The sequence below is a fragment of the Mycetocola sp. TRD_SC_2 genome, assembly GCF_055361225.1.
Genome location: NZ_CM143954.1, coordinates 2,620,865 through 2,635,206, shown reverse-complemented (window position 1 = coordinate 2,635,206; position 14,342 = coordinate 2,620,865). Strand labels below are relative to the sequence as shown.

At 66.7% G+C, this 14,342-nt stretch carries 11 protein-coding genes; 7 read left to right on the top strand and 4 right to left on the bottom strand.

What is annotated here, in order from left to right; all coding sequences use genetic code 11:
- Positions 1–9: 9 nt before the first annotated feature.
- Positions 10–618, bottom strand: coding sequence for a maleylpyruvate isomerase family mycothiol-dependent enzyme (locus ACWA1Q_RS12595; protein ID WP_463757790.1), 609 nt, complete (start codon positions 616–618; stop codon positions 10–12).
- A gap of 38 nt (positions 619–656) precedes the next feature.
- Between ACWA1Q_RS12595 and ACWA1Q_RS12590 the strand changes: the two genes are divergently transcribed.
- The 5 genes from ACWA1Q_RS12590 to ACWA1Q_RS12570 all read left to right on the top strand — a co-directional run bounded on the left by ACWA1Q_RS12590 (position 657) and on the right by ACWA1Q_RS12570 (position 5,710).
- Positions 657–1,790 carry a lactonase family protein gene (locus ACWA1Q_RS12590; protein ID WP_463757787.1) on the top strand — a complete coding sequence of 378 codons (1,134 nt, stop codon included), beginning with the start codon at positions 657–659 and terminating at the stop codon, positions 1,788–1,790.
- Positions 1,791–1,799: 9 nt separating this feature from the next.
- The gene (locus ACWA1Q_RS12585) at positions 1,800–2,435 is read left to right on the top strand and encodes a GNAT family N-acetyltransferase (RefSeq protein WP_463757786.1); all 636 of its coding nucleotides are present in this window, start codon (positions 1,800–1,802) and stop codon (positions 2,433–2,435) included.
- Positions 2,436–2,604: 169 nt separating this feature from the next.
- The gene (locus ACWA1Q_RS12580) at positions 2,605–3,468 is read left to right on the top strand and encodes a DMT family transporter (protein WP_463760864.1); all 864 of its coding nucleotides are present in this window, start codon (positions 2,605–2,607) and stop codon (positions 3,466–3,468) included.
- 80 nt (positions 3,469–3,548) lie between these two features.
- Complete coding sequence (locus ACWA1Q_RS12575; RefSeq protein WP_463757784.1) at positions 3,549–4,322, top strand: ABC transporter ATP-binding protein; 774 nt, start codon at positions 3,549–3,551, stop codon at positions 4,320–4,322.
- The gene (locus ACWA1Q_RS12570; protein WP_463757783.1) at positions 4,319–5,710 is read left to right on the top strand and encodes an FtsX-like permease family protein; all 1,392 of its coding nucleotides are present in this window, start codon (positions 4,319–4,321) and stop codon (positions 5,708–5,710) included. Before ACWA1Q_RS12575 ends, ACWA1Q_RS12570 begins: the two co-directional genes overlap by 4 nt.
- Here the strand turns inward: ACWA1Q_RS12570 and ACWA1Q_RS12565 are convergent, their stop codons facing one another.
- Positions 5,711–8,011 (bottom strand): CBM96 family carbohydrate-binding protein, encoded by a 2,301-nt coding sequence (locus ACWA1Q_RS12565; protein ID WP_463757781.1) that lies wholly within the window; start codon positions 8,009–8,011, stop codon positions 5,711–5,713.
- Between the two features lie 155 nt (positions 8,012–8,166).
- Here ACWA1Q_RS12565 and ACWA1Q_RS12560 point away from each other — a divergent pair, with 155 nt between their 5' ends.
- Positions 8,167–8,466, top strand: a complete 300-nt coding sequence (locus ACWA1Q_RS12560; RefSeq protein WP_463757780.1) for a chorismate mutase — start codon at positions 8,167–8,169, stop codon at positions 8,464–8,466.
- Complete coding sequence (locus ACWA1Q_RS12555; protein WP_463757779.1) at positions 8,463–9,380, top strand: SDR family NAD(P)-dependent oxidoreductase; 918 nt, start codon at positions 8,463–8,465, stop codon at positions 9,378–9,380. The genes ACWA1Q_RS12560 and ACWA1Q_RS12555 overlap by 4 nt, the downstream gene beginning before the upstream one ends.
- A gap of 144 nt (positions 9,381–9,524) precedes the next feature.
- Here ACWA1Q_RS12555 and ACWA1Q_RS12550 read toward each other — a convergent pair whose 3' ends face one another.
- Both ACWA1Q_RS12550 and ACWA1Q_RS12545 read right to left on the bottom strand, forming a co-directional pair.
- Entirely contained in the window at positions 9,525–11,504 is a 1,980-nt protein-coding gene (locus tag ACWA1Q_RS12550; RefSeq protein WP_463757776.1) for a YhgE/Pip family protein, read from the bottom strand.
- Positions 11,501–14,287 carry an MMPL family transporter gene (locus ACWA1Q_RS12545; RefSeq protein ID WP_463757775.1) on the bottom strand — a complete coding sequence of 929 codons (2,787 nt, stop codon included), beginning with the start codon at positions 14,285–14,287 and terminating at the stop codon, positions 11,501–11,503. Before ACWA1Q_RS12545 ends, ACWA1Q_RS12550 begins: the two co-directional genes overlap by 4 nt.
- Positions 14,288–14,342 lie beyond the last annotated feature (55 nt).

The window sequence follows — 14,342 nt, the reverse complement described above, 5'->3', positions numbered from 1 at the left end:
TCGACGGATTCAGACGACGCTGAAACCCTCCGGCAGCGTCTCGCGCCCGGTCAGCGCCATCAGCACCTGCTCACCGTCACCCTTGCGTGCAGCGATCCCGCCGGCGAGCGCCGCTGACTCCTCGATGAGATCCGGGTCGAGGAGGGGCTTCTGCCCGGTTGCCCTCGCGATATCGATGGAGTGAACCACCAGCTCGAACACCCGCGTACGCAGGTACTCGTCGAGCGGGATCCCCATGCCCCCGAGCGACACCAGCCGCGACGGTTCCTGCGCGAGGATCAGTTCGAGCGCCCGCGCCTTGAGCTCCTCGATCCGCCCGACCGGGTCGTCGCCGAGCGCGATGCCGGCGTCGATTCCGCGCTGGGCAATCGCCTGCGGATTCGTATAGATGAGGTAGATCTGCCCGTAGTAATCGCCGGCGGTCTCCATGTCGACCTGGTTCGCCGGGTCGAGCTCGAGATAGTCGCGAACGGTGATGAGCGCCCGGGTCGTATGCCCGACGAGCGAGCGCACATCCCACTCGCCCAGACCCGGTGCATCCCACTGGTCAGAACGGATGCCACGGACGAGGTCGACGAAAGCGTCGGCTGCGCGAGAGAAACTGGAGGCTGTGCCCATGCTTCATGCTGGCAGAAACTGCTGCCAGACTGAAGAGCATGGCTCAGCTTGACGTTCCCCACCCCCTGTTCTGGCTCGGCTCGTACACCGACGACGCCGGCGGAAGCGGGGCGGGGGTCACGGCTCTGCGCCAGGAAGAGCGCGGGACGCTGCATCCGTTGTCGTCGTCTGCCCTGGATTCGCCATCGTTCGTCGCCACCCACCCCACTCTTCCCGTCGTCTACGCCGCGCTCGAACCTTCTGGCACCGTCGAGGCTCTCGCCCGCCGCGGTGAGTTCGGGCTCGTGCCTCTCGGCAAACCGATCGAAGCGGGCGAATCGGTGTGCCAGCTCACCGTGACCCCCGATGGCTCCGCGCTCATCGCGAGTTGCTACGGCGACGGTCGTGTCGTCGTCTTCGCTCTCGCGGCAAACGGGTCGTTCGCCGCCGACGGCGTGGTCGCGGATGCTTCGCACGACCCGTACGGGAACCCTCTCGCCGCGAAGGCGGCATCTGACGAGCCGGTGGATTTCGGCGACGACCCGTTCGCGGAACTCGCGCTCGCCAAAGCGATCAGCGACGCCGCCGTCGACCGTCAGTCGCGGGCGCACGCGTCGCTCGTGTTGCCCGAGGGCAGGGTCGCGACCACTGATCTCGGACACGACACGGTGCGGATTTGGGCACGGGTGGGCACACGCCTGCTGCCAAGCGAGGAGATCGTCCTCCCGTTCGGCGTCGGGCCGCGCCACCTCGTGGCTCACCCGTCAGGCCACGTGCATCTCGTGACCGAATACTCCAATGAGGTCTTCACGCTGGGACGAAGCGACGATGGCAAGTGGCGTGTCGTCGCATCCGTTCTCGCGACAGCCGACTCGATCGAGGAGGGTGACAACGCCTCGGAGATCAGCCTCGCGGCGACGCGCGATTCGTTGCACGTGTCGATCCGCGGCAGCAACCGGATCGCAACCCTGGCGATTTCGGGCGACGGCTCGACGCTGCGCGCGGTCGGCGATGTCGAGAGTGGCGGCAACTGGCCGAGGCACCACGTCGAGTCGGGGGAGTACCTCCACGTCGCCAACGAGAGATCCGGCCACGTCTCAAGCTTCCGCCTCGATGGTCGAGGTGTTCCGTCGAAGCAGATCGGCGCCGTCGAGGTCGGTTCACCGACCTGCCTCGTTCGCGCTCGTCTCTAAACTGGCTGAGTGACAGCGACAATTCCGGAACCAGCACCACTCCTCGGCCGATTCGTGCGACTCGACCCGATGACGGTCGACGACTATCCGGGGCTCTTCGCCGCTATCGCGAAACCTGAGGTCTTCGCCGGCGGCTATGGCGGTGGCCCGGCCGGCCTGCCGCACGATCTCGAGCAGTTTGCCTCGTTCGCGGCCGGATATTACAACCGGGGAACGAACCAGTCCTTTACGATCCGGCTCGTCGGTGGCGAGTCGGACGGGCTCATCGTGGGCACATCGACACTCGGTGACTTCGACGAAGCGAGCGAACACGCCCATATCGGCTGGACAGCGTACGACCCGCGCGTCTGGGCAACGGCGGTGAATGCCGAAGCGAAACTCCTCCTGCTTGGCCTCGCTTTCGACTCCGGTTTCGGGAGGGTGAAGTTGCAGGCCGATGAGCGCAATGCGCGGTCCCGTGCCGCGATCGCGAAGATCGGCGCAACGTTCGAGGGGCTCATTCGCCGAGACAAGCGGCGGGCTGACGGAAGCTGGCGCACCACCGCGCTCTTCTCGATTCTGGTCGAGGAGTGGTCCGACGTCCGTGCGGGGCTCGAGGAGCGGCTCGCGAGCACCGACGGACCCGTCACGCTCCGAATCGAATAACGAGGGCAGGATTTCGTGGTGACGTGGCCGGAATCCGCCAGTACGAGGCATCCGCGGTCGTTAGATTGACTGAGTGACCACATCCACCACTCCCGGCCGACTCGGCACCGGCCCTGCGACCGCGCCTGTGCCAGCAGCGCAGCCACGAATCGTTCTGCAGTTCGTCGGTATGGGGCTGATCTGGGGATCCAGCTTTCTCTTCATGAAGGTCGCGCTGACCGGTGTCTCGTTCGGGCAGGTGGCCTGGACCCGGATCATGCTCGGCGCGCTCACCCTCGGCATCATCGCCCTCGTGACCAGGGCACGCCTGCCGCGGAAGCCGATCATCTGGTTCCACTTCACGGTCATCGCCGTCACATTCTGCGTCGTGCCGTACCTCCTGTTCGCCTGGGCGGAGCAATACATCTCGTCGAGCCTCGCCTCGATCCTCAATGCCGTCACCCCGATCACGACGGCGGTCCTCGCGACGCTCGCATTCCGGGTCGAGAAACTGAACCTCGGTCAGGTCCTCGGCGTGCTCCTCGGGATGGTGGGGGTGCTCGTCATCGTCGCTCCCTGGCAGGTCGGCACGCTCCTCGGCGATTGGCGCGGTCAGCTCGCCTGCCTGGGAGCCGTCACCTGCTACGGCTTCGCCCTCGGCTACCTGCGCAAATTCCTCGCGCCGCACAAGGTCCCATCGATCACCTCCGCATTCATGTACATCGGGCTCGCCGCCGCGATCATGGCGGTCCTCACACCGATCGTCGCGTGGCATCCGGTGTCCCTCGACCTGTGGGTGGTACTCAGCCTCGTCGGTCTCGGGGTGCTCGGCACCGGTGTCGTCTACATCTGGAACATGAACGTGCTCACCGCGTGGGGCCCAACGGCCACGAGCGGGGTCACCTACGTCACGCCAGTCGTCGGTGTAATCCTCGGGGTTCTTCTGTTGCAGGAATCGCTCAGCTGGCACGAGCCGCTCGGCGCCGTGCTCGTGTTTGTGGGAATCCTGCTCACCCAACAGCGCATCCGCCTGCACCGCCGTACCACCGTCTGACCGAACGTCACCCGGGAGGATGACGCCGGATCACCCGGGCGCACGATGTGCGGATGCCCCGGGCCGGGGAGGGTGGGAACATGAACTTTTATCCTCAGCCCACGAACGCCATGCCGCCCGCATCCTCCGCGCAGCGCCCGCCGATCCTCGCCGGCTCCGCTCTCGTGAAGACCTATGGGCCGAGCACAGCGCTCGCCGGAGTGGACATCTCCATTTCCGCGGGCGAATCGGTCGCCATTATGGGCGCCTCCGGCTCAGGCAAGACCACCCTTCTGCACACCCTCGCCGGCATCACCTCCCCGGACTCCGGGCACGTCGGCTTCTACTCCGCATCGGGCCTCGTAGACGTCACGGCGATGAACGAAAGCGAACGCTCGCGGTTGCGCCGTGAGTCATTCGGTTTTGTGTTCCAGCAGGGACTTCTCATTCCGGAACTCACCGCCCTCGAGAACGCGGCACTCCCGTTGATGCTCGCCGGCTACCCCCGCCGGGAGGCGGAGGGCCGGGCGCAGCACTGGCTGGCAGCGCTCGGGCTCGGCGGAATGGAAGCTCGCCGCATCGGCGAGCTCTCTGGCGGCCAGGCGCAACGCGTCGCGATCGCTCGCGCACAGGTCACCGGCGCAACGGTGATCTTCGCCGATGAGCCGACCGGTGCCCTCGACTCGACAACCGGCGAAGATGTCATGAGTGCACTTCTCAGATCCACGGTCGGGCAGGGGCACGCCCTCGTCGTCGTCACCCACGATGAGACCGTCGCCGCGCGGTGCTCTCGCGTCGTGCGGCTGCGTGATGGCCGAGTGGTGCCCACCACCCCAGCCGGTGCCGGCTTCGGATCGAACGCGGTGTCCGCATGACCGCCACGACCCTTGCGCCGCCACCAGCGGCATCCGCCTCTCGCTCTTCCGGGCGAGCTCCCATCGGCCGCCTGACCTGGTTGCTGTCACGACCGACGTCGCAGAGCGCTGCGGTTCTTGCGTTGCCTGCGATCGCTTTCGCCGTGACGACCGCGTTGCTGCTCATCGTGCTCGGCGGGGTCATGATGTTCTGGCGCTGGACCATCGCAGATGCTGGCCTGTACCAAATGCTGAGCGTGATCGCGCTCGTGCTCCTTGTTGTCCCGCTCGTCGCACTCGGTGGTGCGGCCGCACGTCTCTCCGCTCGCCGGCGTGACGACCGCCTTGCCACGCTGCGCCTGCTTGGTGCGACACCGGGCGTCGTCACCCGCATGACGGTACTCGAGTCCACGGCGGTTGCCGTGTGTGGTGCCGTCGCCGGCGTTGTGCTCTATCTCGTCGCGATACCGGTCGTCGGTCTCCTGCCATTCCAGGGGCAATCGATCGGTGCGGGCGCGCTGTGGGTGGGCCCCGGTGCAATCCTCCTCGTCATTCTCGCTGTGGCCGCCCTCGCCGCGATCAGCGCAGCCATCGGGCTGCGCCAGGTGACGATCTCCCCGCTCGGTGTTCGAACCCGGCAGTCGGCACCCCGGATGCACTGGTCGCGCGTCGTCATCAGCGTCGTCGCCGTTCTTGTCGCGTATGTGATGCTCGGTTCTCTCGGCTCGAGTGGCGACTGGATGCTCACGATCGTCGTGCTGGGGACAGGCCTCGGCATCGGTGTCGGCGTCCTCAACCTGATCGGGCCGTGGGCGATCGGCATCGCTGCACGACTTGCGCTCCGCCGTGCGAAGACGGCGTCGAAGCTCATCGCGGCGCGGTCCATCCTTGAGTCGCCGAAAGCGACATGGAGGCAGGTCTCCGGCGTCGCGATGACGAGCTTCATCGCGGTGGTTGCCGGCACAGGCGTCTCTTTCATGGACCAGTTCCAGGGTGACTATGACGCCCCCACCCGGATGCTCATGGCGGACATCCGCACCGGCATCCTCGTGACGGTTTTGATCTCGTTCCTCATGGTTGCGTGCTCGGTGGGTGTGAACCAGGCCGCAGGGATCCTTGACCGTCGCGACCTGTACGTGAGCCTCGACCGGCTCGGGATGCCACGAAGCGTCATCGAGCAGTCCCGGTCACGTGCGATCCTCGGACCGCTGCGCTTCACGACATTCGGGTCGGCACTCGTCGGCGGTGTTCTCGTCTTCCCGCTCACCTCCCTCGCGCTCATCTTCGCGCCTGTGTCGTTGCTGGTGATCGTCGGTTGCCTCGTCGCGGGCGTCCTGATGGTGTGGGGAACGATCAAGGCCACCGCGCCGGTGATGACGCGGGTTCTGTCGGAGCCGGAACGGATCTGATCAGTGGCAGTCGTCCGTTCCGAAGAATGAACCGTTCGTGCCGCTATTGGTGAAGCTCATCCCCGAAATCGGCACGAACTGCCACGAATACTCGCCGTCGCCGAGCACGAGCTTGAGAGGCCCGAACGCCACCCGGCTTCGGGCCTCCAGTGTTGGGATCAGTGGATCGGTCGTCGGCGTGAGGCCCTGAATGTTCGCGCCTCCGCCTCCCGCTGTGAACGCGCGGATTCCGTTCGGGTCCAAAACCGGGGTCGATCCGGACCCCGAGACCCCGATCGGCTTGAAAATCTCGCTGACGTGGTTGTGGCCGCTGATCGTGACGTCGACGCCGTTCGCGGCCATCAGATCCCACAGCGCAGACATCTGTGGGTAGGAGCCGTGACTCGCGCCGGTTGACCACCGGGGCCGGTGGGCCGCCACGACCGTGCACGAGTTCGATGACGCCAGCTGGTTCTGCAGCCACGTGTATTGCGGGCTGCCGACGCCGCACCCGCCTGTCACTCCACCGGTACCGCACTCGGTGTTCAGACCGATGAACGTCCACGCGCCGATCTGGGTTGAGTAGTAACCGTTCGGCCGGGTGCCGAGCGGGCCGGTCGACACGCCTGCCCCGTAGAAGTAGTCGAAGTACCCGTTTGTCGCGTCGAGATACTCGTGATTGCCGAGGACCGGCAGGGTGATCGGCTTGAGCGGACCGAAGGTGTCGTTATAGGCGCCGGGTGCCATAAATTGCGCGTAGGTGGCCTGCTGGTACTGCAGGTCTCCGAGCCCGATGAAGCGGTCGGGCCCTGCGGCCCGGATGAGCGATGCCACTTCTCCGTGTCTGCAGGCCGTCGATGTGGTCGGGACTCCTGACTGACAGGCGATATCACCCACCGCCATGACCGTTGCGCTTGCCGGTGGGGGTGGAGCTGCGTCGTCGGTGTAGGTGAGGTCGAGCACGGGGCGGGTGGCGCTCGCGGGGGCCTGGCGGGACCAGAGCCAGAGGCTGTCGGTGCCGGTGCCCTCGAGGGCGAGGGTGATCGAGCCGGCGGTCAGTGCCGACGGTGTGAGGGTCACCGCGTAGCGGGTGTTCGGGACGGTGCCGCCCGGCAGGGTGCCGAGTGCCGGGCCGGACACGGCGGGACGGTTGGTGTAGATCGTGCTCGCTTCGGACCAGTTGTCTGCGGCGGCGCGAACGTTGGCCGGGTTTGCCGACCCGGCCGAGGTGATGTTTGTTGTGCTCAGTCGCAGGATGGCGCCGGTCAGGGTCTGCCCCGACGGTGTCGGCGGAACGGTGAAGCGCAGAAGCGATGTGATCACCGGTGAGGAGTACGCGGCAAGCGACGCACTCGTGCCGTAGTTCGTCGACGGCGACGATGACGCCGTGTAGGTATCGGCGACCGCAGCGACACTCACCGTTGCGGGTTGCGCCGGGGGTGGAACTGTCGCGGTTGCCGGGGCAGACGGCGTGCTCGTGTTGCCCGCGGCATCGCGTGCCGTCACGCGGTAGTGCCAGGTCCCCGCCGGCCGATCGGGGTCCGAGGAACTCGTGCCCGATACGGTGGCGATGGCGGTGCCCACGGTGGGGGTGAAGTTCGCCGTGGACGAGCGGTGCACGGTGTAACCGGTCACGCCGATGTTGTCCGTTGACGCTTGCCAGCTCAGTGCGACGGTACTTCCGGTGGCGGATGCCGCAAGTGCGGCAGGCGAGCTGGGCGCGAACACGTCTGGGGGTGGAGCTGCGTCGTCGGTGTAGGTGAGGTCGAGCACGGGGCGGGTGGCGCTCGAGGGGGCCTGGCGGGACCAGAGCCAGAGGCTGTCGGTGCCGGTGCCCTCGAGGGCGAGGGTGATCGAGCCGGCGGTCAGTGCCGACGGTGTGAGGGTCACCGCGTAGCGGGTGTTCGGGACGGTGCCGCCCGGCAGGGTGCCGAGTACCGGGCCGGACACGGCGGGACGGTTGGTGTAGACCGTGCTCGCTTCGGACCAGTTGTCTGCGGCGGCGCGAACGTTGGCCGCGTTCGCCGACCCGGCCGAGGTGATGTTTGTTGTGCTCAGTCGCAGGATGGCGCCGGTCAGGGTCTGCCCCGACGGTGTCGGCGGAACGGTGAAACGCAGAAGCGATGTGATCACCGGTGAGGAGTACGCGGCAAGCGATGCACTCGTGCCGTAGTTCGTCGACGGTGACGATGACGCCGTGTAGGTATCAGCGACCGGTGACGCACTCACGACGGTGTCCGCTGCGGAGGCGGCTGGCGCTGTCAGCAGAACGGTCGCGACCACCATCGTGGTGACGGCAACAATGGCGCGGGATGTTTTCACGGGATGGCCTTTCTGAGAGCCGAAGCGGAACGCCGCGGCTGTAAACCCCCCTCTGAGAAGCATTTGTCCTCTCTTTGCCTTGCGCTGTAAACCCCCCGGGCGGGGGGTCCTCGCGATCGAAGGAGTGCTGGGTGTTCGAGCGGTAGATTGAGAGCATGGCCGACGACGAAGTAACCGCACAGCTCACCAGTCTCCGACGGAGTATCGACAACATCGATGCCGCCCTCATTCACATGCTGGCTGAGCGGTTCAAGGCGACCCAGCAGGTCGGAACCCTCAAAGCAGAGCACGGCCTGCCGCCGGCCGATCCCGATCGCGAGAAGCGCCAGATTGCCCGGCTGCGCGGCCTCGCCGAAGAGTCACACCTCGACCCCGCCTTCGCCGAGAAATGGTTCAACTTCGTCGTCGCCGAGGTCATTCATCACCACGAGCAGATCGCCAGCGGACACCGATGAACTGGGATCCGGTTCGGCTTCCTCGCCAAAACGGCCGCACTGTCGTCGTCACGGGAGCGAACGCGGGGATCGGATTCTGGACCTCGTACGCGCTCGCGGGCGCCGGAGCATCCGTCGTCCTTGCCTGCAGGGACGAGGGGCGAGCGGATGCCGCGGTGCGCGCGATCCGTGCTCACGTGCCCGATGCGGACCTGTCGGTGCTGCTCCTCGACACAGCGGATCTTGCGTCGGTGCGGTCAGCCGGCGAGCACCTCGCCGGGCTCGCCCGCCTCGATGCGCTCGTTCTCAATGCGGGCATCGTGCACCCGCCGAAGCGTCGTGCCGAAACCGGCGACGGACTTGAGCTCATCGCCGCAACGAACTTTTTGGGGCACTTTGCGTTGACGGCGGCCGCCCTGCCCGCTCTCGAGCGCACGCCGGGCTCGCGCGTCGTCTCGCTCGGGAGCATCGCCAGCATGCTGGTATCGCTGCGAACCGATGATCTTCAGCTGACGAGACGCTATTCGAGTTGGCAGGCCTATGCCCAGTCGAAGATCATGCTGTCGTCGTTTGGATTCGAGCTCGATCGTCGCTTGAGGGCGCAAGGGAGTGGCATCCGTTCTCTCGTCGCGCACCCCGGGTATTCGATCTCCGGGCGGACTCCGCGGGTGCCGGGCGTCAACGAGCCGAGCCGGCTCAAGCGCTTCGTCGACACGCTGCAGAGCCCGTTCACGCAGGGCAAGAATCAGGGAGCCGACCCGGTGCTCCGGGCGACCACCGACCCGGATGCCGCTGGTGGCTCCTTTGTCGGACCGCGCTTTCTTCTCAAGGGCGAGCCTCGCACCGTGAGGCCCGCTCCGATCACGACCGATGAGCGGGCAGCCCGGGCGATCTGGGCCGAAGCCGAGGTCGCGACGGGCACGACGCTGCTCTAGGTGCGGCGACTCTGACGCCGTCCTTACGCCTGGCGCGGGTCGAATGACGTTGCGCGGGTGCAATAACGCCCGCCCCGCGCCAAAAAACCAGCGCGACCACCCTCGGGTGGTCGCGCTGGTGCTCACTGCTGGGGCGGTGTGCTGCTACGCGGTCCGTGGCACCAGCTGTCGCACCGTCACCGTGCGGGACTTCGCAATGGCGATCGTCGTCGCGATGAGGGAACCTGCGGTCCACAAGACAAGTCCGACGATGGCGGCGCTCAGCCCGCCACCCGACGTGACCACCGCGTGGAACGCGTTCACCGCGGGTTGCACCGGCAGGAAGGTCAGCGCCTGATCGAGGGCTGCAGGCACCGTCGCGATGATGCTCGTCGCGATGAGCACGAGGGCCACGATCATGGACAGGAACCTGCCTGCTCCACCGAAGACGGCGTTGAGGGCCTGGTTCGCGGCCGAGAACGCGATACCGGTGAGGGCGGCGAGAGCGGCGAATCCGATCCATGCGCCGACCTCGAGCTCGAGGAGCGGTTGGAGGATGCCGGCGACAAGCACACCCTGCAACGCTCCGACACCGGCGGCGGGAGCCCAGGTGCGGAGGGCGAGCAGGATCGATGGCCGGGTGGATCCGAGCGACCGGACCGGCTTCGCGCGGAGGACGATGAGGCTGCCGAAGGCGCCGAGCCACAGCGCGAGAGCCGCATAGAACGGAACCCCGGCGGTGCCGAGCGAGAGGGCGTCTCCGCCGTCGGCGACCACGGGTTCGGCAACGACCTCAGCGAGGTTCTTGCGGTCCGACTCGGAGTAGCTCGGAATGGCGTCGACGGCCTCCGTAAGTCCGTCAGCGAGGCTGTTGACGCCTCCGGCGACACCGGTCACGCCCTCGGACAACCCGGTAGCTCCCTCGGCCAGGCCCGCGGCGCCCGTGCTCAGTTCGGTCACCCCGCTCGACAGCTGGGTCGCACCCGAGCTCAGGTCGGTACCGGCGGTGGAGAGGGTTGACGCGGCCGTTGCGAGTTGTGAGATACCACCGGTGAGGGCGGGAATGCCGTCGGCGAGAGACTGCGCACCGGATGCCACGGTGTCTGCTCCGGTCGCCAGCTCGCCGGGAGCGGCGATGGCTGCGATGGTGCCGGCAGAGATCGCTGCGTCCTCGGCTGCCTCGCTCAGCGCCTGGCACTGGTCAGGGTCGGTGATCGGCGGGGTGCACGCTGCCGTCGCGAGCCCGATGAGGGTCTCTGCTTGGGTCTGAAGCGACGTGGCCTGGCCGGCCAGGGCGAGCTGAAGCTGGTCGATGCCATCGGCGATACCGGCAGCACCGGTCGCGAGCCCCTGCACCTGCGTCGGAAGCGCGCTGGTCTGCCTGTTGAGATCGCCGAGTCCACCGGAGAGCTGCGAGACACCGCCTGCGTAAGAGGTGATTCCGGTTGCGAGGCTCGAGGCGCCCGTGGAGAGTTCGGCGGTTCCACCGGCGAGTTGCGTCGTTCCATCGGCGAGCGTGACCGCTCCGTCTGCGAGGGTGTTGGCGCCTTCACCGAGTTCGGCTGCACCATCCGCTGCCGTACCGAGCTGGTCGCCGAGGCTGTTGAATCCGACGTAGATGTTTTCGAGGTAGGTGGTGGTCAGTTCGCTGCCGACGAGCCCGGCGGCCGTCGTCGTGATGACCTGACTGACCGCGTCGTCGACGAGGCGGCTCTTGTCACTCGTTGTGACGTCGATGGTCGCCTTCTCGGCAGCCGAAGGCTCACCGGAGAACGAGGTGGCTGCGGCAGAGAAGTTCTCGGGAATGGTGACGACGGCGGCGAACTCCCCGGTGCTGAGGCCATCCGCCGCGTCTTCTTCGTCAGTGATCACCCAGGAGTAGTTGGTGTCGCTCGATTCGTCTCCTCCAACGAGGCCCGAGGCGAGCTGTCGCCCAAGCGGGACCGTCTGGCCGTCGAGCTCGACCGGGGAGTCGTTGTTGACGATCGCTCCGTTCACCTGCTCGAGCCGGTCCTGGGGGTTCCAGAACGCCCACACCAGCACGCCGGCGACGACGAGTGGAACGAGGATGATGCCGAGGATCGACAGCCAGGTCACCCGGCCTGAGGCGCGGGCGGATTCGAATCGTGCGAGTGGCGTGCTCATGCGGGTACCTCTGCTTCGTGCGACAGGTCTGAGAAAGTGAGGGCGACGTGGACGGCACCGGCTGCTCCGGGAACAACGTCGGCGAGTGCGTCGGGGAATGCGGTACCCACGACGACGGCAAGCGGTCGTTCATTCGCGGATGCCTCGGATTGCGCGTCGGAGATGGCGTCGCGGAGATTGCGCCGAGTGACGGCGTCGGTCACGGTGTCGATTCCGTCGAGAGTGAGAACCCGCGGCGACTCACGGATGGCGTCGGTGACGGCGAGAACAGGGTCGAGTGCTTCGCTCAGCGAGACGAACGCGACCCGTGCGCGAACGGATGTCGCACGCACCGGGAGGACGTAGCCGGCGACCTTGAGCTTTCCGTCGTCGGCCTTCATCCGTCCGGAGAGCGTCAGGAGCAGAGCGGTGACGCTCGCCTCCCGGTCTCCGGAGACGATGAGAGTGCCGCCATCGGGCAGTGAAGCGTCGACGTCAGCAAACAGCGGGTCGCGTGCGCCGGCGAGGGTAAGCCCCTCGGCGTTGAGAATGTCGGTCGAGGATGCCGTCGGCCACTCCCGCAATTCGATCTCGCGGTGCAGGCCCTCACCCTCGACGTCGAACGACGGGAGGCTGCGGTCGAGCCACCGGGGGATCCACCAGGCCTTGTCGCCGAGGAGTGCCAGCACAGCAGGCACGAGGGTCATCCGGACGATGAACGCGTCGACGAAGACACCGACGGCGAGGCCGAGTGCGATCGGTTTGATGTTGACGTCACCCTCGGGCACAAACGCGGCGAAGACGGCGAACATGATGACGGCTGCGGCGGTGACGACCTTGGCGGAGCCGACGAACCCGGTCTCGACAGATTCGCGCGCCTTGCCGGAGTGGACATAGTCCTCACGCATGCGGGCGACGAGGAAGACCTCGTAATCCATCGCGAGGCCGAACAGTACACCCATGAGGATGATCGGCATGAAGCTGATCACAGGGCCCTGCGAGACGTGCAGCGCGTCGGCGAACCAGCCGTACTCGAACACGAGCGCGACGACGCCGAAGGACGCGGCGACACTGAGCAGGTAGCCGAGGGTTGCCTTAATCGGCACCCAGATCGACCGGAACACCATTGTCAGCAGGATCAGCGAGAGTCCGACAACGATGAGACCGAATGGCAGCAGAGCGTTTCCGAGTTTGTCTGAGACGTCGATGCCGACGGCGGTGAACCCGGTGACCGAGAGGTCGACGTCGTATTCGTCGAGGAAGTAGTCGTGCATCTCACGGATCTCGGCGACGACGGCCTTGGTCTCCTCGGAGTCCGGGGCGCCGTCGGTGATCACCTGGATGATTCCGGTGTCTGCGGTCTCGTTCGGTGTCGCGAGGGGAACGGCGACGACCCCGTCGAGGTCTTCGATCTCGTTCTTGAGATCGTCCATGAGGCCAAGCGGGTCCGTTGAAGTGACGATGGAACCGGTGACGATGAGCGGTCCGTTGAACCCCTCACCGAAATTGTCTGAGACGAGGTCATAGGTGACGCGAGCCGGATCGTCCGCGGGCAACCCACCGGCATCCGGGAGGGCGAGTCGCAGGCCGAGAGCGGGGAGAGCCGCCATGCCAAGCACAGCGACGACGGCGAGGATCGTGACGATCGGGAACCGGGTGACGCCTCGAACCCAGCCGGTGAAGAACCGGTTGGGGCGATGCTCGGCCTTCGGAACGGCGACGGGCTGCTCGCCCGAAGCAGCGGCTGCAGCGTGGGCTTTGCGCTTCTGGCGCGACGGCTTCTTCGGCTTGGGCCGCAAGCGCTCGCCCGCGAATCCGAGCAGCGCGGGGATGAGTGTGACCGAAACGAGTACGGCAACCGCGACTCCCGCCGCGGCGGCGACGCCCATGGTCGTGAGGAAGGGGATGCCGGCGACACCCAGGCCGAGTAGCGCGATGATGACGGTCAGGCCGGCGAAGATAACTGCGGATCCGGCCGTGGCCGTCGAGCGTGCCGCCGATTCCTCGGCCGACATGTCCCCCCGGAGCTGTTCCTGGTGTCTCGCGATGATGAAGAGGGCGTAGTCGATCCCGACGGCGAGACCCAGCATGAGGGCGAGCATGGGAGTCGTCGAGTTGATCGAGCTGAACGCCGTGGCGAGGAAGATCAGGGCCATGGAGATGCCGACGCCGAGCAGGGCGGTGAGAAGCGGCATCCCGGCTGCGAGGAACGAACCGAAGGTGAGAATGAGCACGACGAGCGCGACAGCGACGCCGACGAGCTCGACGATGCTCAACACGGGCAGGTTGTTGCTGAACAGCTGACCGCCGAGCTCGGCGACCGCTCCTTCGGGCAGGGCGTCCTTGAGTTCGTCGATCTCGGCGCGCAGTGCGTCCTTGGTGCCAGCGGTGATGTCGGCGGTTTCACCGTCGAGCTGGATGCTGATGAGCCCCGCTGTTTCGTCCTCGTTGATGGCGCCGGACACGTTCTCGTCGAAGGGTGAGATGGCGCCGGCGACCTGGTCGACGTCGGAGAGGGCGTCGACGGATGCCTCGATCTGCGACTCGAGGTCGCTCACGCTCTCGCCGTCCGCCGCGACGACGATGACCTGTGCGCTCGCACCACTGACCTGCGGGAACGTCGTCGAGAGCGAGTCAAGCGCTGCCTGGGACTCGGTGCCGGGGATGGAGATCGCGTTGTCGAGGCCCTGGTTGAAGAGGAGGGCGCCGCCACCGATGAGGGCGAGGATGAGGATCCAGGCACCCACGACGATTCCTCGAGCGCGGAACGCCCATCGTCCGAGCGAATACAGCAGAGAGGACACAGGGGCTCCTGAAGTGAGGGATGGCGAGGCGTTTTGCGTTCGGGAAATACACCGT

Excerpts from the sequence above, each read along its gene's own strand:
- ACWA1Q_RS12595 (WP_463757790.1), bottom strand. The coding sequence starts at position 618 with ATGGGCACAGCCTCCAGTTTCTCTCGCGCAGCCGACGCTTTCGTCGAC.
- ACWA1Q_RS12590 (WP_463757787.1), top strand. The coding sequence starts at position 657 with ATGGCTCAGCTTGACGTTCCCCACCCCCTGTTCTGGCTCGGCTCGTAC.
- ACWA1Q_RS12580 (WP_463760864.1), top strand. The coding sequence starts at position 2,605 with ATGGGGCTGATCTGGGGATCCAGCTTTCTCTTCATGAAGGTCGCGCTG.
- ACWA1Q_RS12575 (WP_463757784.1), top strand. The coding sequence starts at position 3,549 with ATGAACTTTTATCCTCAGCCCACGAACGCCATGCCGCCCGCATCCTCC.
- ACWA1Q_RS12570 (WP_463757783.1), top strand. The coding sequence starts at position 4,319 with ATGACCGCCACGACCCTTGCGCCGCCACCAGCGGCATCCGCCTCTCGC.
- ACWA1Q_RS12560 (WP_463757780.1), top strand. The coding sequence starts at position 8,167 with ATGGCCGACGACGAAGTAACCGCACAGCTCACCAGTCTCCGACGGAGT.
- ACWA1Q_RS12555 (WP_463757779.1), top strand. The coding sequence starts at position 8,463 with ATGAACTGGGATCCGGTTCGGCTTCCTCGCCAAAACGGCCGCACTGTC.
- ACWA1Q_RS12550 (WP_463757776.1), bottom strand. The coding sequence starts at position 11,504 with ATGAGCACGCCACTCGCACGATTCGAATCCGCCCGCGCCTCAGGCCGG.